Source organism: Actinomadura sp. CNU-125, from assembly GCF_001942465.1.
GTDB lineage: Bacteria > Actinomycetota > Actinomycetes > Streptosporangiales > Streptosporangiaceae > Spirillospora.
Window position 1 is genome coordinate 1 of record NZ_MKJY01000166.1, and the last position, 21033, is coordinate 21033.

Annotated in this window: 20 protein-coding genes and 2 pseudogenes; 11 read left to right on the forward strand and 11 right to left on the reverse strand. The window is 70.4% G+C overall.

Features of this window, described 5'->3' with window-relative positions; all coding sequences use genetic code 11:
• Together BJF79_RS55610 and sigM are read left to right on the forward strand one after the other, a co-directional pair.
• Positions 1–683: pseudogene (locus BJF79_RS55610) on the forward strand (AMP-binding protein); the annotation flags it as partial.
• A gap of 176 nt (positions 684–859) precedes the next feature.
• Positions 860–1483, forward strand: a complete 624-nt coding sequence (gene sigM, locus BJF79_RS19985) for an RNA polymerase sigma factor SigM (protein WP_187357024.1) — start codon at positions 860–862, stop codon at positions 1481–1483.
• A 903-nt stretch (positions 1484–2386) separates the two neighbouring features.
• On the opposite strand, the gene BJF79_RS19990 is transcribed toward sigM, so the two are convergent.
• Positions 2387–2926, reverse strand: a complete 540-nt coding sequence (locus BJF79_RS19990; protein WP_262402304.1) for a dienelactone hydrolase family protein — start codon at positions 2924–2926, stop codon at positions 2387–2389.
• Positions 2927–3079: 153 nt separating this feature from the next.
• Between BJF79_RS19990 and trxB the strand changes: the two genes are divergently transcribed.
• The 3 genes from trxB (at position 3080) to BJF79_RS20005 (ending at position 5341) form a co-directional block, all read left to right on the forward strand.
• The gene (gene trxB, locus BJF79_RS19995; protein WP_075899491.1) at positions 3080–4033 is read left to right on the forward strand and encodes a thioredoxin-disulfide reductase; all 954 of its coding nucleotides are present in this window, start codon (positions 3080–3082) and stop codon (positions 4031–4033) included.
• A gap of 101 nt (positions 4034–4134) precedes the next feature.
• Positions 4135–4461, forward strand: coding sequence for a thioredoxin (trxA, locus tag BJF79_RS20000; RefSeq protein WP_075899493.1), 327 nt, complete (start codon positions 4135–4137; stop codon positions 4459–4461).
• A 196-nt stretch (positions 4462–4657) separates the two neighbouring features.
• A complete protein-coding gene (locus BJF79_RS20005; RefSeq protein WP_075899495.1) occupies positions 4658–5341 on the forward strand; it encodes a hypothetical protein in 684 nt (227 codons plus the stop codon).
• A gap of 67 nt (positions 5342–5408) precedes the next feature.
• On the opposite strand, the gene BJF79_RS20010 is transcribed toward BJF79_RS20005, so the two are convergent.
• Complete coding sequence (locus BJF79_RS20010; protein WP_075899571.1) at positions 5409–6026, reverse strand: GNAT family N-acetyltransferase; 618 nt, start codon at positions 6024–6026, stop codon at positions 5409–5411.
• 245 nt (positions 6027–6271) lie between these two features.
• On the opposite strand from BJF79_RS20010, the gene BJF79_RS20015 reads away from it, so the two are divergent.
• Together BJF79_RS20015 and BJF79_RS20020 are read left to right on the forward strand one after the other, a co-directional pair.
• The gene (locus BJF79_RS20015; protein ID WP_143220053.1) at positions 6272–7498 is read left to right on the forward strand and encodes a PLP-dependent aminotransferase family protein; all 1227 of its coding nucleotides are present in this window, start codon (positions 6272–6274) and stop codon (positions 7496–7498) included.
• Between the two features lie 23 nt (positions 7499–7521).
• Positions 7522–8463, forward strand: coding sequence for a D-alanine--D-alanine ligase (locus BJF79_RS20020; protein WP_075899499.1), 942 nt, complete (start codon positions 7522–7524; stop codon positions 8461–8463).
• Between the two features lie 81 nt (positions 8464–8544).
• Here the strand turns inward: BJF79_RS20020 and BJF79_RS20025 are convergent, their stop codons facing one another.
• The 4 genes from BJF79_RS20025 to rsmG form a co-directional block, all read right to left on the reverse strand.
• Complete coding sequence (locus BJF79_RS20025) at positions 8545–9039, reverse strand: NUDIX hydrolase (RefSeq protein ID WP_075899501.1); 495 nt, start codon at positions 9037–9039, stop codon at positions 8545–8547.
• Positions 9040–9277: 238 nt separating this feature from the next.
• Complete coding sequence (locus tag BJF79_RS20030) at positions 9278–10282, reverse strand: ParB/RepB/Spo0J family partition protein (protein WP_075899503.1); 1005 nt, start codon at positions 10280–10282, stop codon at positions 9278–9280.
• The gene (locus BJF79_RS20035; RefSeq protein ID WP_083733608.1) at positions 10279–11151 is read right to left on the reverse strand and encodes an AAA family ATPase; all 873 of its coding nucleotides are present in this window, start codon (positions 11149–11151) and stop codon (positions 10279–10281) included. The genes BJF79_RS20030 and BJF79_RS20035 overlap by 4 nt, the downstream gene beginning before the upstream one ends.
• A gap of 212 nt (positions 11152–11363) precedes the next feature.
• The gene (rsmG, locus tag BJF79_RS20040; protein WP_075899505.1) at positions 11364–12044 is read right to left on the reverse strand and encodes a 16S rRNA (guanine(527)-N(7))-methyltransferase RsmG; all 681 of its coding nucleotides are present in this window, start codon (positions 12042–12044) and stop codon (positions 11364–11366) included.
• 171 nt (positions 12045–12215) lie between these two features.
• Between rsmG and BJF79_RS20045 the strand changes: the two genes are divergently transcribed.
• Positions 12216–12665, forward strand: a complete 450-nt coding sequence (locus BJF79_RS20045) for a DUF6458 family protein (RefSeq protein WP_075899507.1) — start codon at positions 12216–12218, stop codon at positions 12663–12665.
• 180 nt (positions 12666–12845) lie between these two features.
• Here the strand turns inward: BJF79_RS20045 and BJF79_RS20050 are convergent, their stop codons facing one another.
• The 5 genes from BJF79_RS20050 to rpmH all read right to left on the reverse strand — a co-directional run bounded on the left by BJF79_RS20050 (position 12846) and on the right by rpmH (position 15266).
• Positions 12846–13331, reverse strand: coding sequence for a protein jag (locus BJF79_RS20050; protein WP_075899509.1), 486 nt, complete (start codon positions 13329–13331; stop codon positions 12846–12848).
• Positions 13332–13481: 150 nt separating this feature from the next.
• Entirely contained in the window at positions 13482–14411 is a 930-nt protein-coding gene (gene yidC, locus BJF79_RS20055) for a membrane protein insertase YidC (RefSeq protein WP_075899511.1), read from the reverse strand.
• Complete coding sequence (gene yidD / locus BJF79_RS20060) at positions 14404–14763, reverse strand: membrane protein insertion efficiency factor YidD (RefSeq protein ID WP_075899513.1); 360 nt, start codon at positions 14761–14763, stop codon at positions 14404–14406. Before yidD ends, yidC begins: the two co-directional genes overlap by 8 nt.
• A complete protein-coding gene (gene rnpA, locus BJF79_RS20065) occupies positions 14760–15095 on the reverse strand; it encodes a ribonuclease P protein component (protein ID WP_410050114.1) in 336 nt (111 codons plus the stop codon). The genes yidD and rnpA overlap by 4 nt, the downstream gene beginning before the upstream one ends.
• A 33-nt stretch (positions 15096–15128) precedes the next feature.
• Positions 15129–15266 carry a 50S ribosomal protein L34 gene (rpmH, locus tag BJF79_RS20070; RefSeq protein ID WP_075899517.1) on the reverse strand — a complete coding sequence of 46 codons (138 nt, stop codon included), beginning with the start codon at positions 15264–15266 and terminating at the stop codon, positions 15129–15131.
• Between the two features lie 612 nt (positions 15267–15878).
• Between rpmH and dnaA the strand changes: the two genes are divergently transcribed.
• The 3 genes and pseudogenes from dnaA to gnd all read left to right on the forward strand — a co-directional run bounded on the left by dnaA (position 15879) and on the right by gnd (position 20932).
• Complete coding sequence (gene dnaA / locus BJF79_RS20075; protein ID WP_075899519.1) at positions 15879–18098, forward strand: chromosomal replication initiator protein DnaA; 2220 nt, start codon at positions 15879–15881, stop codon at positions 18096–18098.
• A gap of 662 nt (positions 18099–18760) precedes the next feature.
• Positions 18761–19902: pseudogene (dnaN, locus tag BJF79_RS20080) on the forward strand (DNA polymerase III subunit beta).
• A gap of 109 nt (positions 19903–20011) precedes the next feature.
• Positions 20012–20932 carry a phosphogluconate dehydrogenase (NAD(+)-dependent, decarboxylating) gene (gene gnd, locus BJF79_RS20085; RefSeq protein WP_075899575.1) on the forward strand — a complete coding sequence of 307 codons (921 nt, stop codon included), beginning with the start codon at positions 20012–20014 and terminating at the stop codon, positions 20930–20932.
• The last annotated feature ends 101 nt before the right edge of the window (positions 20933–21033 follow it).

Below are 21033 nucleotides of genomic sequence, written 5' to 3' on the forward strand. Positions count from 1 at the left end.
CGACGTCTTCGCAGCCGACGCGGCCCGCGCGGCACGCACCGTCCGGGCACCGGACGGGCGCGGGCGGCGGCGCGCGCAAGTCCGGCCCCAACCGCGCCCTCATGGGCATCGCCGCCGCCGCGCTCACCGTGATCGTGGGCGTCGGCGCGTGGGCGCTGACGAGCAACGGCGACGGCGGCGGAGGCGGCGGCGTGACCGGCGGCGTCACCGATCCGGCGCAGCAGTCCAACAGCCCGGCGCCGTCCCCGAGCGCGCTGACCCCGGCGGGCATCGAGTTCGCCGAGAAACCGCGCGGCAACCACCCCGACCCGTCGATCCGCAAGAACCTTCCGTCGCTGATGGACGGCAGCCCGTCCGGCGACTGGGAGACGCAGACGTACGCGGGCGCCGACTTCGGCAAGCGCACCGACGGCCTCGGCGCGTCCCTGGACATGGGGAAGTCCGTCAGCGTCTCCAGCGTCAAGGTCGCCTGCCCGGTGAACGGCGGCACCCTCCAGGTGAAGGTGGGGGACAGCCGGACGCCGGACGCGATGAAGCCGATCGGGCAGCAGTCGTGCAACGACGGTGAGCTGACGTTCACCGCGAACCCGCAGGCCAGTGGCCAGTACGTGCTGGCCTGGTTCACTCAGCTGCCCACTACGTACAAGGGCAAGCTCGGCGAAATCACCGTCTACGGAAATTGATCCCGTCCGCCGCCACCGAACGTTGACGATCTCCGCCCCGGCGGACTCTCTGACCTGTGACGGGAAGTCGCGGTTGTCTGTATCGTGCCTCTGAGCAGAATGTCCCCCTCCCCCCAGGATTCCGTGGTGTCTTCCCCAGCAGGCGCGGCCGGTCGCGGACGAGAAGGCGGTCGCTCATGGCGTCGGTGAGCATGCGTCCCGTCGACGAAGTTCCCGACAAGGAGCTGCTGGCACGGCACGCGCAGGGGGATCCGCACGCGTTCTCCGTGCTGGTGCAGCGGCACCGCGACCGGATGTGGGCGGTGGCGCTGCGCACCGTCGGCGACCCCGAGGAGGCCGCGGACGCCCTGCAGGACGCGTGCCTGTCGGCGTTCCGCGCCGCCGGGCGGTTCCGCGGCGACGCCGCCGTCACCACCTGGCTGCACCGGATCGTCGTGAACGCGTGCCTCGACCGGATCCGCCGCAAGTCCGTCCGGCCCGCCACACCGATGGGCGACGACGCCACGTTCGACTCCGTCGCGCCGAAGATGCCCGACCCGACCGACGCGCACGGCGTCTCGCTGGACGTCCGCACCGCGCTGCTCGAACTGCCGTTCGAGCAGCGGGCGGCGCTCGTCCTGGTCGACATGATGGGCTACTCGGTCGACGACGCGGCGCGCGTCCTGGAAGTCCCGGCCGGGACGATCAAGAGCCGCTGCGCCCGGGGCCGGGCCAGGCTCGTGCCGCTCCTTCGGCACCACAGGAACCGACACGACTCGAAAAACGTCGGAGGTGTGGAAGGAGGTGGCATGCCCAAGTGAACCCCGCACATGTGGACTACGAGGCTCTGGCCGACCTGGCCGAGGGACTGCTCGAAGACGATCAAGCCGCCTCCGTCAACGCACACCTGGAAACCTGCGCCGATTGCCGGGACCGATCCGCCGACCTTGCGGACGTCTCCCGGATCCTGGCGGAGGCACCCGTCCCGTCCATGCCCGCCGAGCTGGCCGAGCGCATCGACACCGCACTAGCGGAAGAATCGCTCAACAACGCCACCGTGGTGAGTCTGGAGCAGCGACGTGGGAGGCGGCATTGGCGGATCCTGTCGGCGGCGGCCGCGACGGTCGTCGTGCTCGGTGGCGCCGGGTTGGTCGGCGGCATCACCCTGGACGAGATGAGCGGCGGCGACGGTCGGGCGGCGGCGCCCGCCCAGGACCCGGCCGACGCGTCGAGTGAGTCCGGCGAGTCGTCCGCGCACGGCGGCGCACCGCCGGCCGGGGCGTCGCGGCCGCAGGTCAAGGGTGCCCCGGCGTTCTCCGTCGTGCACAGCGGCACCGGCTACCGCGCCGACACGCTGACCGCGCAGATCGACGACATCGCCGGTCGCACCGCGAGGCTGCCGGACACGCCGCCGGGCGACCGGCTGGCCGACTGCGTCGACGGCGTCGACCGGGGGACGGGTCGGCGACCTGGTCGACCAGGCGAAGTTCGAGGGCGAGCAGGCCACCGTCATCGCGCTGCGCGGCGACGGGGCCGGTGCCGGTGCCGGATCCGGGAACGGCGCGTGGAAAGTCTGGGTCGTCGGCCCGGAGTGCACCGCCCGGAACCAGCACCTGATCAAGCAGATCGGCGACTGAACCACCTTTTTCGCGGGTCCGGCCCCGGACGCATGCGCAACGCATGCGTCCGGGGCCGGTTCCGTTCCGCGTGCCGCGCCCGTCCGGTCAGAGCGACGCGACGAAGTCGAGCGCGATCGGCCACGCCCGCTCGGCGGCCTCGGCGTCGTGGTCGGGCAGGTCGGGATCGGTGAACAGGTGCCCGGCGCCCCGGTACCGGAACACCTCGACGTCGGCGCCCGCCCTGCGCATCTGCAGGTACCAGGCGTTCAGCCAGTCGACGGGTTCGAACGTGTCCGGGTCGGCGACGTGCAGCTGCACCGGGATCTCGGTCGACGCGTCCTCGGGCAGATCCGACGTACCGTGCATGAGCAGCAGCCCGCCCGCCGTCGCGTCGGCGAGCGCGAGCGTCTGCGCGACGGCGGCGCCGAGGGAGAACCCCGCGTAGACGAGCCCGCCCGGTTCCGTCAGCGGCGCCGCCGCCGCGATCGCCCGCCGCAGCAGCTCGTCCCGTCCGATCTCCTCGTTGATCTCCTGCCCGGCCTCCAGCGTGTCGGCGACACGCCCGTCGTACAGGTCGGGGACGTGGACGTCGTGCCCGGCCGCGCGGAACCGGTCGCCGCGCGTGCACGGCCGGTCGGAGACCATAGATGGAGTGGAGTAGGAGAATGCGTGCCATGGGCCACAGCCTACGGCCGGTGGGGGACGCCCCAGCGGGAATCACGACGGCCTAGGATCGGTTGACGCGACTGGCGGGCCGGGTCAGGGCGGCGCCGACCGTGAACGAGGAGAGGCAGAACAGTGAGCGACGTCCGTAACGTCATCATCATCGGCTCCGGCCCCGCGGGCTACACCGCCGCCGTCTACGCGGCCCGCGGCGACCTGAAGCCGCTCGTGTTCGAGGGGTCGGTGACCGCCGGCGGCGCGCTGATGAACACCACCGACGTGGAGAACTTCCCCGGGTTCCCGGACGGCATCATGGGACCGGACCTGATGGACAACCTGCGCAAGCAGGCCGAACGGTTCGGCGCCGAACTCATCACCGACGACGTCACCGAGGTCGACCTGAACGCCGACCCGAAGATCGTCAAGGTGGGCGACGACGAGTACCGCGCCCGCACCGTGATCGTCGCGACCGGCTCCGGCTACCGCGAACTGGGCCTGCCCGACGAGCAGCGGCTCTCCGGCCGCGGCGTCTCCTGGTGCGCGACGTGCGACGGCTTCTTCTTCCGTGAGCAGGACATCGCCGTCGTCGGCGGCGGCGACACCGCGATGGAGGAGGCGATCTTCCTCACCAAGTTCGCCCGTACGGTCACCGTGGTGCACCGCCGGGGCGAGCTGCGCGCGTCCAAGATCATGCAGGAGCGGGCGTTCGCGAACGAGAAGATCAGTTTCCGGTGGGACAGCGAGGTCACGGCGATCCACGGCGAGGACCGGGTGAACGGCGTGACCCTCCGCGACGTCAAGACCGGCGAGGAGAGCCGCCTCGACATCACCGGCCTGTTCATCGCGATCGGGCACGACCCGCGCAGCGAACTGTTCGCCGGGCAGCTCGAGACCGACCCGGACGGCTACCTGCTCGTCGACGCGCCCACCACGAAGACGAAGGTCCCCGGCGTGTTCGCGTGCGGCGACGTGGTCGACCACGTCTACCGTCAGGCCATCACCGCCGCGGGCACCGGCTGCTCGGCCGCGATCGACGCCGAGCACTGGCTCCAGGACCGCGAAGCGGCGGAAGCCGTCCAGCAGGCCTGACCCGCCGACGGCGCGCGGGCGGCGACGCGGGCCGCCGCATGCACGAACCCGGGCGGGACGCTCGCTCGTCCCGCCCGTCCCGCGACCATGAAGGAGACACCATGAAGAACGTGACCGACGCCGACTTCGCGACCGAGGTCCTCAAGAGCGACAAGCCCGTCCTGGTCGACTTCTGGGCGGAATGGTGCGGCCCGTGCCGGATGGTCGCGCCCATCCTCGAAGAGATCGCCGCCGAGCACGGCGACAGCATCGAGATCGTCAAGCTGAACATCGACGAGAACCCGCAGGTTCCGGCGGAGTACGGCGTCCTGCGGATCCCGACGATGAACGTCTACCAGGGCGGCGAGGTCGTCAAGCAGATCATGGGCGCCAAGCCGAAGGCCGCGCTGCTGCGCGACCTGTCGGAGTTCATCGGCGCCAAGTCCTGACGACGCCGCACCGCGGCGAGTACCGCGACGCGCGGAGCCGACGCGCCGCGCGTCCGTCCGTCCACAGGGCGATGAACCGGTCGCCGATCCCACCGCTCCGGCGGTAGGGTCGGCGACCGATTCGTTTCCCGGGAAACCGGCACAGCGCGCCGGACCTCGGGAAATCCCCCTTCCGACCCTGTGGAGGTATCTCACATTGACCCGGCCGGGACAGCCCGAAGACCTGGACGACCCGCGGCTCCTGTGGACGCGCGCGGCCGTGATGGCCGTGTGCGGCGCCGCCGAACCGGCGAGTCCGTCCGGGTTGAGCGTCGACGACGACGGCATCACCGCCGATATCGGCGGCGGCTCCTACTGGTGGAAACTCACCCTCGCCCCGGACGGCGAGGCCGTCTTCAGCGGCCGGGACGCCGACCGCAGCCGGACCCGTCTCATGGACGAGCCGGTGCCGCTCCTCGACGGGCTCCCCGACCGGCTGAGCTGGAAGCGGCTCCGCGAGGACATGGAACGCGACGCGCTCGGGTTCGTCTACTGGCACGCCGACGGCGCCTGGCACCGGGTCGACTACCCCGACGATCTGGAGGACGACGGGCTCGGCGCCCCGCTCGAACACGTCGCCGGCGACGTCGAGACGACCGACTGGGTGCTGCTCGACAAGCGGCTCGACGACGAGGTGAACGCGCGGCGGGCCGTCGCCGACGTCCTCGCCAAGGCCCACGAGAACACCCTCCGGCCCGCCGACGTGACCACCATGCTCGGCGTCCTCGACCCGGACGTCGGCTCCGACGCCGCACGGACGAAGGCGGCGCTCGACGCGGCCGTCCGGACCGGGCTCCTCGCCGGGACCAGGCCGCCGCTGATCGGCGCGCCGGCCGAGTAGACGGGACGCGCCGGCCGCGAGCGCGCGGCCGTCGCCGTCCGGCGTCCTGTGCGGCCCTCAGATGCCGCTAAACGGGACGAAGTACGCCCTCCGGCCCCATGGAGCCCAGCAGCCGTTCCAAGGCCACCTCGACGTCCTCACGCCACGACAGGGCCGACTTCAACTCCAGCCGCAGCCGCGGGTACCGGTGATGCGGCCGGACCGTCTTGAACCCCACCGACAGCAGATAGTCGGCCGGGACCATGCACCCGCCGTCCTCGCCCTTCAGATCGCCGAACGCCTCGATCGCCTTCACCGCCCGGCGCGTCAGGTCCTTCGCGATGCCCTGGACCAGCATCCGGCCGAGCCCGCCGCCCGCGAACTCCGGCAGGATGTGCGCGGTCATCAGCAGCACCGCGTCCGCGCTCACCGGACTCGTCGGGAACGCCACCGACCGCGGCACGTACAACGGCGGCGCGTACAGGACGAACCCCGCCGGGACGTCGTCCACGTACGCGATCTTGCCGCAGCTGCCCCATTCCAGGAGCGTCGAGGAGACCCACGCCTCCTTCTCCAGGCCCGCGCCGCCGCTCTGCTGCGCCCGCTCGCGGGTCACCGGATCCAGCTCCCAGAACACGCATCCCCGGCAACGCAACGGCAGATCGTCCAGATTGTCCAGCGTGATATTGACGAGACGACGCGACATGCGGGACGGCACCCCCCAGCCTGCGATCCGCGTCCCCGGACAACCTTCCGAGGTCCTCGGGCATCGTATCGGAGAGAGAACTACCCACGATCATGCGCCGCGCCACCTCCCCGGGGGGTTCCGCGCGCGATCGTGGCCGATGCCGTAAGTTCGCCTGCAAGCCAGCAACACCACGGGAGGACCACGTGGAACAGCACTCGCGCACGGACCCCTACACCGACCGTTACGCCGCGCGCGCCGCCGGCATGGTCCCCTCCGAGATCCGCGCGCTGTTCGCCATGGTCGCCCGTCCAGAGATCGTCTCCCTCGCGGGCGGCGCCCCCTACGTGTCCGCGCTCCCCCTCGACGTCGTCGGCGGCATGATCGGCGACCTCGTCGCGGGCAAGGGCGCCGACGCCCTCCAGTACGGCTCCGCGCAGGGCGACGAACTGCTCCGCGAACACATCTGCGAAGTCATGTCGCTCGAAGGCGTGCACGGTTCCGCCGACGACGTCGTCGTCACCGTCGGCGCCCAGCAGGCCCTCGACCTCATCACGAAGATCTTCGTCGATCCCGGCGACGTCGTCCTCGCCGAAGCCCCCTCCTACGTCGGCGCGCTCGGCACCTTCGCGTCCTATCAGGCCGACGTCGTGCACGTCTCGATGGACGACGGCGGCCTCGAACCCGTCGCGCTCCGCGAGACCCTCGACCGGCTCCGCCGCGAGGGTCGCCGCGTCAAGTTCCTCTACACCGTCCCGACGTTCCAGAACCCGGCGGGCGTCACCCTCACCACCGCGCGCCGCGCCCAGATCCTGGAGATCTGCACCGAATACGACGTGCTGATCGTCGAGGACAACCCCTACGGGCTCCTCCGCTACGACGGCGAACCCGTCCGCGCCCTCCGCGCCGACGACGACCGCGTGATCTACCTCGGTTCGTTCTCCAAGACGATCGCGTCCGGTCTCCGCGTCGGCTGGGTGCTCGCACCCCATGCCGTCCGCGCCAAACTCGTCCTCGCCGCCGAGTCCGCGATCCTGTGCCCGTCGAACTTCTCCCAGCTCGCCGTCCGCGAGTACCTCTCGACCCAGCCGTGGCGCGAGCAGATCAAGGACTTCCGCGAGCTCTACCGCGAGCGCCGCGACGCGATGCTCGACGCCCTCGCCCAGCAGATGCCCGACGGTTGCACGTGGACCCGTCCCGAGGGCGGCTTCTTCGTCTGGCTCACCCTCCCCGAGGGCCTCGACTCCAAGGCGATGTCCCCGCGCGCCATCGCCGAACGCGTCGCGTACGTCCCCGGCACGGGTTTCTACGCCGACGGGAGCGGGCAGCGCCACATGCGTCTCTCGTACTGCTTCCCCGAACCCGCCCGCATCCGCGAGGGCGTCCGCCGCCTCGCCGGGGTGATCGAACAGGAACTCCGGATGCGGGACACTTTCGGAGAAACCGCCGCCACCGGTACCGGCGTCCACACGCCGGGGCCGGGCATCGTCTAAAGGCACGTCTGAGAAGGACACCTGTGGAACTCGGTCACGTCGTCGTCCTCGCCGGAGGGCTCTCCTACGAGCGCGAGATCTCGCTGCGCTCCGGCCGCCGCGTCACCGAGGCCCTCCGGGGGCGTGGCGTCCCCGTCGAGATGCGCGACGTGGACGCCACCCTCCTCGATTCGCTCCTCGCCGACCCGCCCGACGCCGTCTTCCCCGTCCTCCACGGAGCGGCGGGGGAGGACGGCTCGATCCGCGACGTCCTCGAACTCCTCGACGTCCGGTACGTCGGCGCGCGCCCGGACGCCTGCCGCGTCGCGTGGGACAAGCCCACCGCGAAGTCCGTCGTCCGCCGCGCCGGACTGAACACCCCCGACTCCGTCGCGCTCCCGAAGGAGGTCTTCCACGACCTCGGCGCGGCGTCGCTCCTCGATCGGATCGTGCACCGCCTCGGGCTCCCGCTCTTCGTGAAGCCCACGCGGGGCGGCGCCGCACTCGGCGCGTCGGTCGTGCGCGAGGCGTCCGGTCTCTCCGCCGCCATGGTCGGCTGCTTCGCCTACGGCGACGCCGCGCTCGTCGAGCGGTACGTCGGCGGGACGGAGATCGCCGTCAGCGTCATCGAGAAGGACGGCGTCCCGGCGGCGCTCCCGCCCGTCGAGATCGTCGCCCCCGGCGGCCGGTACGACTACACCGCCCGCTACGACGCCGGCGAGACGGAGTTCATCACCCCGGCCCGTCTCGCCCCCGAAGTGACCGAGCGGGCCACCGCCGCCGCCGTCACCGCCCACCGCGCGCTCGGCCTGCGCGACATCTCCCGCACCGACCTCATCGTCGACGAACACGGCGACGTCCATTTCCTCGAAGTGGACGTCGCTCCCGGCATGACCGAGACCAGCCTCCTCCCCCGCGCCGTCTCCGCCGCCGGACTGGATCTCGGTTCCCTCTGCCAGGACCTCCTCCTGGCCCGTCTCCCCTGACACCGGACGTTTCACGTGAAACCGTCCGGCGCCCGTGCGCCGTTCGGCCCATGTTTCACGTGAAACATGGGCCGGACACGGTCACAGACCGAGTTGTATTGGGCTTTCCGGGACGCCGTCAGCGAGCAGCGTCGCCAGCGCGGAGCCGAGATCGCGGGGCGCGAACAGGTCGGGACCGCGGTACTCGGCGATCTCCTGCGGAGCCCACCAGCGGAAGCCGCTGATGCTCTCGGCGGCGAGTTCCTCGTCCGAGAACGCGCCCCGAGGTTGGAACGCGGCCGTGCGGATGAGGAAGTAGTCGTTCACCGAACCGTCGAAGCCCGGGGCGTGGCCGGGGGCGACCACTCGGCGGTGCCACACGTGCGGCGGGTCGGTGTCGAGCTCCAGCCCCACTTCTTCCCTCAACTCCCGGCGCAGCGCGACGTAGAGAGTCTCGCCGGGTTCGATGCCGCCACCGGGCGTCGCCCAGACGACCGGGGCCGCCGGTTCCCACGGCGCGAAACTGCACAGCAGGATGCGGTCGTCCTCGTCGAGGATGATCCCCCGGACGGCGTGGCGCAGATTCAAGGAGGGCATCCGGAAACCCTATCCACCCGGCGTCACCGAGGATCGGGTGTCGCTCGACCGCGTTCGGTCTCGGGTGGAACCGTCGCAGGAGGGCCTCGGCGAGGTTCGGTTTCACGTGAAACATGTGCGGCCGTCCGGAGCACCGAGACCGAAGGGGTGCGGAGGCGAGAGGGAGAAGGCGTGGGGGAGCGTCGTTGTTTCACGTGAAACAGCGCCGAGGCCGCATGGGCCTCGGCGCTCGGGCGGGTCAGGGGAACCGCGGGTCGTCGTCCTCGCCGTCCGGGGCCATGGACTTGATGATGCGGTCCAGGTCCTCAAGGGTGGCGAACTCGACGACGATCTTCCCCTTGCTCTTGCCCATGTCGACTCGAACGCGGGTCTCGTAGCGGTCGGAGAGCCGGTCGGCGAGATCCTGGAGTCCGGGGGCGACGGGCTTCTTGCCGCGGGGACGACGGGCCGGTTCCCCGTCGTCGACCTCCTGCAGTTTGATCAGTTCATCGAGGCTGTGGACCGAGATCCCCTCCGCGATGACCCGTGCCGCCATGCGCTCCTGCTTCTCGGGGGTGTCCAGCCGGAGGAGCAGCCGGGCGTGACCGGCGGACAGCAGGCCCGCCGCCACGCGATTCTGGACCTTCGCGGGGAGGTTCAGGATCCGCAACGTGTTGGTGATGTGCGGGCGCGAACGGCCGATGCGTCCGGCGAGCTCCTCGTGGGTGGCGCCGAAGTCGTCCAGGAGCTGCTGGTAGGCGGCCGCCTCCTCCAGCGGGTTGAGCTGCTGCCGGTGGAGGTTCTCCATGAGCGCGTCACGGAGAAGGTCGGTGTCGTCGGTGTCGCGGACGATCGCGGGGATGACGTCCACACCGGCCTTCTGGGACGCGCGCCAGCGGCGCTCGCCCATGATGAGTTCGTAGTCGAACTTCTCGGTGACGCCGGTGGCCTCGTGGTACTTCTCCGTCGCCTTCCGCCGGACGACGATCGGCTGGAGGAGACCGACGATCGTGATCGAGTCGGCGAGTTCCTGCAGGGCGTCCTCGTCGAAATGCCGGCGCGGCTGGCGCGGGTTGACCGTGATCTTCTCGGTCGGGAGTTCGGCGAAGAACGCGCCGTCGACCGGCGTCGTCTCCGGGACGCCGTCGGGGGCCGCGGCCTCCCTGCCGGTGCCGTTGGGGACGACCGGTTCGGCGGGCGGCGGCGGGGCGGTCGGGATCAGGGCGCCCAGGCCCTTACCGAGACCGGGACGTGGTCGGCTCACTTCGCCGCTCCCGTGTGCGCCATCTCCGAGGCGGCCTCGCTGTAGGCGAGCGCGCCGCTGGAGCCGGGGTCGTAGGTCATGACGGACTGCCCGTAGCTGGGCGCCTCGGAGACGCGGACGCTCCGGGGGATGACCGTGTTGAGGACGACGTCGCCGAAGTGGTTGCGGACGTCCTCGGCCACCTGCGCGGCGAGGCGCGTGCGGGCGTCGTACATGGTGAGCAGGATCGTCGACACCTTCAGTTTCTGGTTGAGGTGCGCCTTGACGAGATCGACGGTCCGGATGAGCTGCCCGAGGCCCTCCAGCGCGTAGTACTCGCACTGGATCGGGATCAGCAACTCGTCGCCGCCGACGAGGGCGTTGACGGTGAGAAGGCCGAGCGACGGCGGGCAGTCGATCAGGACATAGTCGAACTTGTCGGTGTCGTAGGACTCCAGCGCGCGACGCAACCGGGATTCCCGGGCGACCTTGGAGACGAGTTCGATCTCGGCGCCGGCGAGGTTCAGGGTCGCCGGGGCGCAGTGCAGGTTCGGGATCTCCGGTGCCGGGACGACGATGTCGTCGAGCGCCGCGTCCTCGATCAGCACGTCGTAGATCGACGGGATCTCGGCGTGGTGGTCGATGCCGAGGGCGGTCGAGGCGTTGCCCTGCGGGTCGAGGTCGACCACGAGCACCTGGGCGCCGTGCATGGCGAGCGACGCGGCGATGTTCACCGAACTGGTGGTCTTGCCGACGCCGCCCTTCTGGTTCGCGATGGTGATGACCCGGCACCGGTCGGGCCGGGGCCATTCCTTGTCGATCGGCCGCGTCTTCAGCGCGGTGCCGGTAGTTTCACGTGAAACATTGGCGTCCTTGAGCGCCTCTCGCACGAGTTCTGACTCCCCCTGAGATGGTCCGTTCCGCTGCCCCGGCGCCTGGGCGCCGGAGTTCGTCGGGACATATCCGACGTTCTCCGCGGTACCGGATGTCGTATTGCCCCACAGCGCGTGCCCGGACGGCGTGGTGGCGGACGGCTGGTCGGCGGGGGATTCGTCGGCGGATTCCTCGGCGCGGTCAGGCCGGCCCAGTCCCGGTCCCATGCTCATGAAGACCTCTTCCTCGACCTTTTGGCACGCCGGGGCGCGCGTTGTTGTCGCCCGACAACCCCTCCTCGGCCGGCGACCACGCGGACGAGCGTTGTCGGCGGCTCGACCCTACCGCGCCCCACCTGAAGCAGTTCGGTGGTGGCCACCCCGAATCGCTCCAGTACGGGCTTCGCCTCGTCGAGTTCGACCGCCGCCCGCTCGCCCTTGAGGGCGAGGAGTTCGCCGCCCGGACGCAGCAGCGGCAGCGCCCACGTCGCGAGCCGCTCCAGCGGTGCGACGGCCCGTGCCGTCGCGACGTCCACCGCGTAGTCGTCCACGACGTCTTCGGCCCGCCCGCGGCGGACCTCGACGTTGTCCAGGCCGAGCATCTCGACGCACTCGTTCAGGAACGTGGTGCGGCGCAGCAGCGGTTCGAGGAGGGTGATCCTCAAGTCGGGCCGGACGATCGCCAGGACGACGCCCGGCAGTCCGGCACCCGAACCGATGTCGACGACGTGAGCGCCCTCGGGAACCGCCTCGGACACCACCGCGCAATTGATCAGGTGGCGTTCCCAGAGACGGTCGACCTCCCGCGGCCCGATCAGGCCGCGCTCGACTCCGGCGTCCGACAGGAACGCCGCATAGCGCTCCGCGACGGGCAGCGCATCACCGAAAACCTCACGTGCAATCCCCACCATCCGAATCGTTCCACAAAACCGTGTGACTGCGTACGCATGAAACGTTCTGGTGCGCAAGCGCACCGGACCCTGTCCGTATGGCAAGAACCACATCACCCCTCCGCATATCCGGGAGGCCGCGGGTAGAGGCACATGTGTCGCCCCCGACCACCCCCTGGAAGGAGCTCCGGTATGGGAATCGGAGTCAGTCTCGCGTTCGTCGCGATCGGCGCCATCCTGGCGTTCGCCCTCCGCATCGACCTCAGCGGCGTCAACATTCAGATGGTCGGCTGGATCCTCATCCTCGTCGGGCTGATCAGCATGGCGTTCACCCTCAGGTACACGCGGCCGCGGCGTGCGGCGGGCCGGGTCGCCGGCACCGACCCCGCCTACGGGGACGAACCGGGCACGATCGTCCGGGAGGAGCACATCATCGAGGACCCGCCGCCGGCCGGGCGTCCCGCCGAACGGGTCGAGCGCGTCGTCGAGCATCCCGCGGACCACGGCGTCGCCGCCCACGGCCCGCAGGCGCAGGACCCGGCCGCCGCACAGGACCCGGCCACCGCTCAGGACCCCGCCGCCGCCCAGGACCCGTCGTTCACGCGGGACCGGCGGCAGGCGCAGAACCCGCACCGCCCCTGAACCACTCGGTGTGCCGCGGGCGGCGGTGCACACCGAGTCCGGAGGGGCCCCGCGTGCTTGGTCGGGGCGCGGGGCCCCTCCTCCAACGTCCGGCGACGGTCCGGACGCCCGCGAGGGCGCGGCCCACGGAACGCGGAACGCCCCGGCGACCGAAGTCGCCGGGGCCGTTCCCGTACGTTCTCAGGAGGGGTGGACGACCACGTAGCGGCCGGGCTCCTCGCCCTCGGACTCGCTCCGCAGGCCCGCCGCCGCCACCGCGTCGTGCACGATCTTCCGCTCGAACGGCGTCATCGGGGCGAGCGGCTTGGCCTCCCCGCTCTGCTTCACGTCGTTCGCGACGTCCGTGCCCATCTTCGTCAGCTCGGCGCGGCGCCGCTCCCGGTACCCGCCGACGTCGAGCATCAGCCGGGTGCGGTTGCCCGTCTGGCGGTGCACGGCCAGCCGCGTCAGCTCCTGGAGCGCCTCCAGGACCTCGCCGCGCTTGCCGACCAGCTCGTCGAGGTTGCCGCCGACGACGGCGACGATCGCGCGTTCGCCCTCGACGTCCATGTCGATGTCGCCGTCGTAGTCACCGATGTCCAGCAGGCCCTCGATGTAGTCGGCGGCGATCTCGCCTTCCTGCTCGAGCGCCTGGACGTCTACCTCGGTGGTGTCGGTCTGGCTCAACGGTGTCTCCTTCTGCGGCACGGGCTCGGGATTCAAACTAGCGCTTCTGGCTGCCGCTGCGCTTGCTCCGCGGCTTGCGGGTCGGCTGGTTCCGCACGACCTTCTGCTTGACCTCGGGTTCGGGGGCCTCTTCCTCCGCGGGCCCCTTCTTCAGCCGGGGCTTGGTGCCCGAAGCGGCCTTGCCGTTCTTCGCGGCGTTCTTCGTGCCCGTGGCCGTGGCGCCCTTCGTCCCGGGCTTCGCACCGGACTTGCCGGACCCGGACTTGGGGCCCGTCTTCGTCCCGGGCTTCGTGCGCCCTTCGCGTCGTCGCCGGTCGCGTTCAGCGGCGGGTACTTCTTGTAGATGTAGTGCTGCTGCGCGAGCGTCCAGCTGTTGGACGTCACCCAGTACATGAGCACGCCCAGGGGGAACCCGAGACCGACCAGACCGAACAGCGGCGCGAGGAAGACCATCATCTTCTGCGCCTGCATCATCGGGTTGGCATCGTCGGTGATGGGCTGCCGCTTCATGCTGGCGCGCATCGTGAAGAACGTCGTGCAGGAGCTGATCACCACGGCGATGCCGGTGATGATGATCGCCGTCCAGACCTTGGGGTCCTCGCCCCAGGCGTTGAGGAACGTGTCGGGGATGTGGGCGCCGAAGATGCTGGCCTGCTGGGCGCTCTCGACCAGGTCGGCGGACATCGCGAAGACGCCCTCGTTGTCCCCGGCGTCCGAGATGCGCTGGAGCGTTTGGAAGAGGCCGATGAAGACCGGCATCTGCACCACGAGAGGGAGGCAACCCGACAGCGGGTTGGCGCCGTTCTCCTGGTAGAGCTTCATGACCTCCTGGTTGAGGCGCTGCTTGTCGTTCTTGTACTTCTTGCGCAGCGCCTGCACCTTGGGCGCCAGCTCCTGCATCTTGCGCGAAGCGTGGATCTGCTTCACGAAGAGCGGGACCATGACGAGCCGCAGCAGGACGGTCAGAAGGATGATGGACCCGCCCCAGGCCCATCCACTGTCCTTCGGCAGGAAGGTGCTCAGCCCCGTGTGAATCCACACGATGAGCTGAGAGACGATCTCGTACAGCCAATCAAGCACCGGGCAGCTCCTTGGGCTCTGCTAGGGCGGGGCCGCTCTCCTCGCGGCCGGAGGTCGAAGAAGCCGCCGTCGGCGCCTTCTTCGGGGGCACCGGGTCGTACCCCCCTGGGTTGAAGGGGTGGCACCGACCGATCCGGCGGGCCGTCAGCCACGTGCCGCGCGGCGCACCGTGCACCTGGAGCGCCTCCAGGCCGTACGCGCTGCAGCTGGGATGGAAGCGGCACTGCTGCCCGAGCAGGGGACTCAAGAAGCGGCGGTAGGCGCGGACGAGAAGGATCAGCACCGCGGCGACCGGGCCTGGCGGCCCGTCCGGGTGCTGCGCGGGGTTCGGTTCCCGCCGCCGACTCCTCATCTCCGCCCCTTGGACGCGGGCCGCAGCAGCCGGTCGAGCGCCGACTCCAGATCCGCGGCCAGTTCGTCAGGACGCGCCGTCCCCGACCGGGGGTTGGCGCGTACTACGAGCAGGCTACCCGCTGGCACCCGTTCGAGGTGTCCCCGCATCAGGTGACGGAGCCGGCGCCGCACCGAATTGCGGACGACGGCGTTCCCGACGGCCCGCGACACGATGAAGCCCACGAGCGGCGGGGTCGTCTCGTCCCGGCGGAGCAGGTGTGCAACGACAGTCGGCCGTCCGGCGCGGCGACCGCGCCGGACGGCCAAGGTGAAGTCGTCCCGCCGCCGCATCCGGTGTCCGGACGGCAGCACGGTGGGGAGGGCTCAGACCGCGACCCGGGCGCGGCCCTTGCGGCGGCGCTCGGCGAGGATGGCGCGCCCGGCACGCGTGCGCATCCGCAGCCGGAAGCCGTGCTTCTTGTGGCGACGACGGTTGTTCGGCTGGAAAGTACGCTTGCTCACTTGAGGCTCCAGTGCTGCGGTCGGCTCGTTAAAAGGCTCGAAGGCTCGCATCTCGGGCCGCGTCTGGTCCCCCGCAGCGGGGGCCCACCCGTTCTTCCCAGTGGGACGGTCGGCGGGCACGCGGCATCTCCGTCGATGCGTCTCGACCTCAGCACATTACGGGTTCACCAAGTACCCGGTCAAACGGATCACCGCCGTCCCCAGAGTTATCCACAGGCCGACGCCGGCGCGAGGGGCGGGGCGGGGGCCGTCCGTCGGCTTCTGTTGCGGGTGCGGCGGGCAGCGGCTAAGGTCTTCCGGGCGAGCCGACACCCCTTCGGTGATCTGTCGTCGGCATCACACGCCTTGATTCCTCCCGTACCTGAACCTTTCCCGTACCGGCCGTGCCGCATGCGCGCCGGGCACCTCGTGACCGTTCGTTCCAGAGCGCGCCTGAGTTATACACAGGCGCCGCGCCACTATGCACAGCATGTGGAAAACTCTGTGGACAACTCGTGAGAGAGTAGGGCTCCCGCATCGCGGAGGTGCCCTTCGAGACGGCGCGCGACCCGTGGAAGAGCCGGGCAGTCAGGTACTCCGTTCGACGGAGATGTGGGGGAGGGGACCTTGCGCATGGACGGTCAGGATCTCGGATCGGTCTGGGCCCGAACCCTCACCGCACTGGCCGAGAGCGATCTGTCTCCGAGTTACCGCGCATGGCTGCCGATGGTCCGCCCGCTGGCCCTCGTGGAGGGCACGGCCCTCCTCGCGGCACCGAACGAGTTCGCCAAGGACGCCCTGGAGACGCGCCTGCGCAGCCTGATCACGCAGGCCCTTTCCAACGAGCTGGGCCGCGAGATCCGGGTCGCGGTGACGGTCCAGCCGGAACCGCCCGGCCCGTCGGTGCCCGGCCCCGGCGGCGGTCCCCGCCCGGGTGCGGAGCCCCTGTCCGCGCCGATCCCCGGCCTCGGCTCCCACGAGCCCGCACCTTCTTCTTATGGCGAACGCCCCCACGAAGGGGAGCGTCCTTTCGGCGAGCAGCAGTACCCGGAGTCCCCGTTCCCTGACCGCCGCGGTCAAGAGCCGCCCTACGGCGACCAGGGGTACCGGCAGCAGCCCGGAGTTACCCACAGCCCCGGCGGTTATCCACAGGGGGAGGACGACCGTGGATGGCCGCAGCGCGAGGGCGAGCACTCGGGCGGCTACCCGTCGGCGCCCCGGCAGCCCCCGTTCGGCTCGTCGCGTCCCGGCCCGTTCGACGGCCGCCAGGGATACCGCGCGCGCCCTCCCGGAACCGGCGAGTACGGCGGCGAGGGATATGGGAACGAGGGTTACGGGAACGACGGGTACGGAAAATCGGAGAACTCCGGGTTCGGGGGTCCCGAGGGGTACGGACCCGAGTACGGCGGCTCGGAGGGGTTCGGTGGCGAACAGCCCGGACGTCCGCCGCACCCGCCCGCGCCCTCGCACCTGAACGACCGGACGCTCGGCCCGCTCCGTCCCGTCGGGCACGGCGAGGCGCAGGAGCGCGAGCCCGGCGGCGACACCGGCCACGGCGAAGGCCCTTTCCAGAGCGGTGAGGGAAGCCCGTTCCCGGGCTCGGAGGGTCCGTTCTCCGGCGCGGAGCAGCAGTACCCGGACCAGTACCGCAGGGAAGAGCAGTACCGCGACGAGGACTCCACCGACGCACGCGGCCCCGGGGCAGGGCCCGTCCCGGGCCCCGGGACGTCCGGCGGTTCGGGCGGGACGCACGGTGGTTCGGCACACGGGTCCGGCGCGGCGCACGGGTCCGGCGGCGGCGCGGGGACGTCCGAGCACGCGAGGCTCAACCCGAAGTACACGTTCGAGACGTTCGTCATCGGGTCCTCGAACCGGTTCGCGCACGCGGCGGCGGTCGCGGTGGCGGAGCAGCCGGCCAAGGCGTACAACCCGCTGTTCGTCTACGGCGACTCGGGTCTCGGCAAGACGCACCTTCTCCACGCGATCGGTCATTACGCGCAGAGCCTCTTCAACGGGGCGCGCGTCCGGTACGTGAGCTCCGAGGAGTTCACGAACGACTTCATCAACTCGATCCGGGACGGCAAGGCGGACGGGTTCCGCCGCCGCTACCGGGACGTGGACATCCTTCTCGTCGACGACATCCAGTTCCTTGAGGGCAAGGAACAGACGCAGGAGGAGTTCTTCCACACCTTCAACACCCTCCACAACGCCAGCAAGCAGATCGTGATCTCCAGCGACCGCCCGCCCAAGGAGCTGGTGACGCTGGAGGACCGGCTGCGCAACCGGTTCGAGTGGGGGCTGACGACCGACGTCCAGCCGCCCGAGCTGGAGACGCGGATCGCGATCCTGCAGAAGAAGGCCCGGCAGGAGGGGCTGGCCGCGCCGCCGGACGTCCTGGAGTTCATCGCCTCGCAGATCGCGACGAACATCCGCGAGCTGGAGGGCGCACTGATCCGGGTCACGGCGTTCGCGAGCCTGAACCGGCAGTCGGTGGACATGCGGCTCGCCGAGATCGTGCTGAAGGACCTGATCCCGAACGACACCGGGCCGGAGATCACCGCGGCGATGATCATGGCGCAGACGGTGGAGTACTTCGGTACGACGATCGAGGACCTGTGCGGCCCGTCCCGGTCGCGGATGCTGGTGACGGCCCGGCAGATCGCCATGTACCTGTGCCGGGAGCTGACCGACCTGTCCCTGCCCAAGATCGGGCAGCAGTTCGGCGGCCGCGACCACACCACGGTGATCCACGCCGACCGGAAGATCCGGTCCCTGATGGCCGAGCGGCGCGCCATCTACAACCAGGTCACGGAGCTGACCGGGCGGATCAAGCACCAGGCGAGCAAGCACTGACCACAGGGGCGCCGACCTGTGGAAAACTCCCTCTCCGAGCCTGTGGACGACCGCCGTTCGCGTTGTCCACAGCCGCCGAGCGGAACAGAAACGACATATTCGACCCTCTCGGCAAATCGGAAGCCGTTACTCACAGGTTGTGGAAAACTCTGGGGATTTCCGTGGATAACCCCGTGGACAACCGGTGGAAAACCTGGGGATGAAGTGTGGACGACTGTGGACGGGCCGTGCACCGGCGCCCGCGACTTGGGGAAAACCAGTGGAAAACCTGTGGATGTCCTGGGGACGAACTGTGGACGGGCGAGCCGCGAAGCCCCGCGTCCGACCGGAACCGGCAGACCGGGGTGGAGAACCCGTGGAAAACTCGTGGATAACTTGGGGATGACCTGGGGACAGCCTGTGGGCAAAAAATCGCCCTCCACAGGCGCCTCTCGTCCTCCACAGCTTGTACACACCCCGCCTGTGGACCGAATTAGGGTGCCTCACCTGCGACGATGGCCTCTGTCCACAGTATCCACAGCCCCTACTACTAAGACCACACTCCTTCTCTACCCAAGAAAAGTGTCACCTCAAGTTCGGGCCTGGGGAAAACTCGCCCCGCGCGCCCGGACCGAGGTGCTCCGACCGAACCGTTGTCCGACACCTGCAGGAGGCGGGTCCCCTTGAAGTTCCGCATCGACAGAGACGCCCTCGCCGACGCCGTGGCCTGGACGGCCCGCACGCTGCCGCCCCGTCCACCGGTCCCGGTGCTCGCGGGCATGCACATCGAGGCCGGGGGTGAGGGCAACGAGGACCGGCTGCGGCTCTCGGCGTTCGACTACGAGGTCTCCGCACAGGTCGCCACCGAGATCGACGTCGAGGAGGCCGGGACCGTCCTGGTGTCCGGCCGGCTGCTCGCCGAGATCAGCCGGAACCTTCCTCCCCACCCTGTGGAGATCACCACCGACGGGGCGAAGGTGATGGTGCGCTGCGGCAGCGCGAAGTTCACACTCCTCACCATGCCCGTGGAGGACTACCCGACCCTCCCGGAGATGCCGCCCGCCGCGGGCGCGGTCGCAGCGACGAGTTCGCCGCCGCCGTCGCCCAGGTCGCGATCGCCGCGGGCAAGGACGACACGATCCCGATGCTCACCGGCGTCCGGGTCGAGATCGAGGGCGAGACCGTCACGCTCGCGTCCACCGACCGGTACCGCCTCGCCGTCCGCGAGCTGCACTGGAAGCCCGAGCGTCCCGACTTCTCCGCCGTCGCGCTCGTCCCCGCCAAGACGCTCGCCGACACCGCCAAGTCGCTGACGTCCGGCGCCGAGGTGTCGATCGCGCTCGGCGGCACGTCCGGCGCGGGCGACGGCATGATCGGCTTCGCGGGCGGCGGCCGCCGCACCACCTCGCGGCTGCTCGACGGCGACTTCGTCAAGTACCGGTCGCTGCTGCCGAGCGAGTACGCGGGCCACGCCGAGATCCACACGGCGCCGTTCATCGAGGCCGTCAAGCGCGTCTCGCTCGTCGCCGAGCGGAACACGCCCGTCCGGCTCTCGTTCCGCCAGGGCGAGGTCGTCCTCGAAGCCGGGACGGGCGACGAGGCGCAGGCCGTCGAGGCCCTGGAAGCCAACCTGGAGGGCGAGGACATCGACATCGCCTTCAACCCCGGGTTCCTGCAGGAAGGGCTCGCCGCGATCGGCTCGGACGTCGCCCGGCTGTCGTTCACCACCCCGACCAAGCCGGCCGTGCTCACCGGCAAACCGCCGGAGGAAGGCGCGAACCCGAACTACCGTTACCTGATCATGCCGGTGCGTCTGTCCGGATAAGGACCGATTCACGGGCAGCACAGGGGGGACGGACGATCCGCGGGGGAGCCGCCCTCGCGGATCGGCGCGCGTCCCGACGGGCGCGCGCAGACGACAGGGGAGAGTGAACATGGAGCTGGGCATCATCGGCCTGGGCAAGATGGGCGGCAACATGGCCGAGCGGCTGCGCCGCGGCGGCCACACGGTCGTCGGGTACGACCACGACCCCGCACTGAGCGACGTCGGCTCGCTCGAGGAACTGGCCGAGCGCCTGTCCCCGCCGCGCGCCGTGTGGGTGATGGTGCCCGCCGGCCGTCCCACCCAGGACACCGTCAACAGCCTGGGCGAAGTCCTGGACGAGGGCGACCTCGTCGTCGACGGCGGCAATTCACACTATGTGGACGACCAGAAGCACGGCGAGGAGCTCGCCGCCAAGGGCATCGGCTTCGTCGACTGCGGCGTCAGCGGCGGCGTGTGGGGCCTGGAGAACGGCTACGCGCTCATGGTCGGCGGCGAAGAGGAGCACGTGCGGCGCCTCATGCCGATCTTCGAGACGCTCAAGCCCGAGGGCGAGTTCGGGTTCGTCCACTCGGGCAAGGTCGGCGCGGGCCACTTCGTCAAGATGGTCCACAACGGCATCGAGTACGCGATGATGCAGGCGTTCGGCGAGGGCTACGAGCTGATCGAGGCCAGCGACGTCGTCACGAACGTGCCGGAGACGTTCCGCAGCTGGCAGGAGGGCACGGTCATCCGTTCCTGGCTGCTCGACCTGATGAACCGCGCCCTCGCCGAGGACCCCGAACTCGACGACATCCGCGGCTTCGCGAACGACTCCGGCGAGGGCCGCTGGACCGTCCAGGCCGCCGTCGACCACGCCGTCCCGCTCCCCGCGATCAGCGCGTCGCTCTTCGCCCGCTTCGCCTCCCGCCAGGACGACTCCCCCGCCATGCGCGTCGTCGCCGCCCTCCGCAACCAGTTCGGCGGCCACGCCGTCGAGTCCGCGAAGGGCGCCGACTCCCCCGGCGCCGACGTGACCCCGCCCGCCGTCTGACGGAGTTATCCACAGCCTGTGGTTCCCGCGCGCCGCCGCGTGCGGCGGGTGGACACTCGAAGTGGGGTCGGCCCCCCAGGGCGGGCGGGGACCGGGAAAGG

What these genes read in the sequence shown, in the direction of transcription:
- sigM (WP_187357024.1), top strand. Translation starts at nt 860, where the DNA reads ATGGCGTCGGTGAGCATGCGTCCCGTCGACGAAGTTCCCGACAAGGAG.
- BJF79_RS19990 (WP_262402304.1), bottom strand. Translation starts at nt 2,926, where the DNA reads ATGGTCTCCGACCGGCCGTGCACGCGCGGCGACCGGTTCCGCGCGGCC.
- trxA (WP_075899493.1), top strand. Translation starts at nt 4,135, where the DNA reads ATGAAGAACGTGACCGACGCCGACTTCGCGACCGAGGTCCTCAAGAGC.
- BJF79_RS20010 (WP_075899571.1), bottom strand. Translation starts at nt 6,026, where the DNA reads ATGTCGCGTCGTCTCGTCAATATCACGCTGGACAATCTGGACGATCTG.
- BJF79_RS20015 (WP_143220053.1), top strand. Translation starts at nt 6,272, where the DNA reads ATGGTCCCCTCCGAGATCCGCGCGCTGTTCGCCATGGTCGCCCGTCCA.
- BJF79_RS20025 (WP_075899501.1), bottom strand. Translation starts at nt 9,039, where the DNA reads ATGCCCTCCTTGAATCTGCGCCACGCCGTCCGGGGGATCATCCTCGAC.
- rsmG (WP_075899505.1), bottom strand. Translation starts at nt 12,044, where the DNA reads ATGGTGGGGATTGCACGTGAGGTTTTCGGTGATGCGCTGCCCGTCGCG.
- BJF79_RS20045 (WP_075899507.1), top strand. Translation starts at nt 12,216, where the DNA reads ATGGGAATCGGAGTCAGTCTCGCGTTCGTCGCGATCGGCGCCATCCTG.
- yidD (WP_075899513.1), bottom strand. Translation starts at nt 14,763, where the DNA reads ATGAGGAGTCGGCGGCGGGAACCGAACCCCGCGCAGCACCCGGACGGG.
- rnpA (WP_410050114.1), bottom strand. Translation starts at nt 15,095, where the DNA reads ATGCGGCGGCGGGACGACTTCACCTTGGCCGTCCGGCGCGGTCGCCGC.
- dnaA (WP_075899519.1), top strand. Translation starts at nt 15,879, where the DNA reads ATGGACGGTCAGGATCTCGGATCGGTCTGGGCCCGAACCCTCACCGCA.
- gnd (WP_075899575.1), top strand. Translation starts at nt 20,012, where the DNA reads ATGGAGCTGGGCATCATCGGCCTGGGCAAGATGGGCGGCAACATGGCC.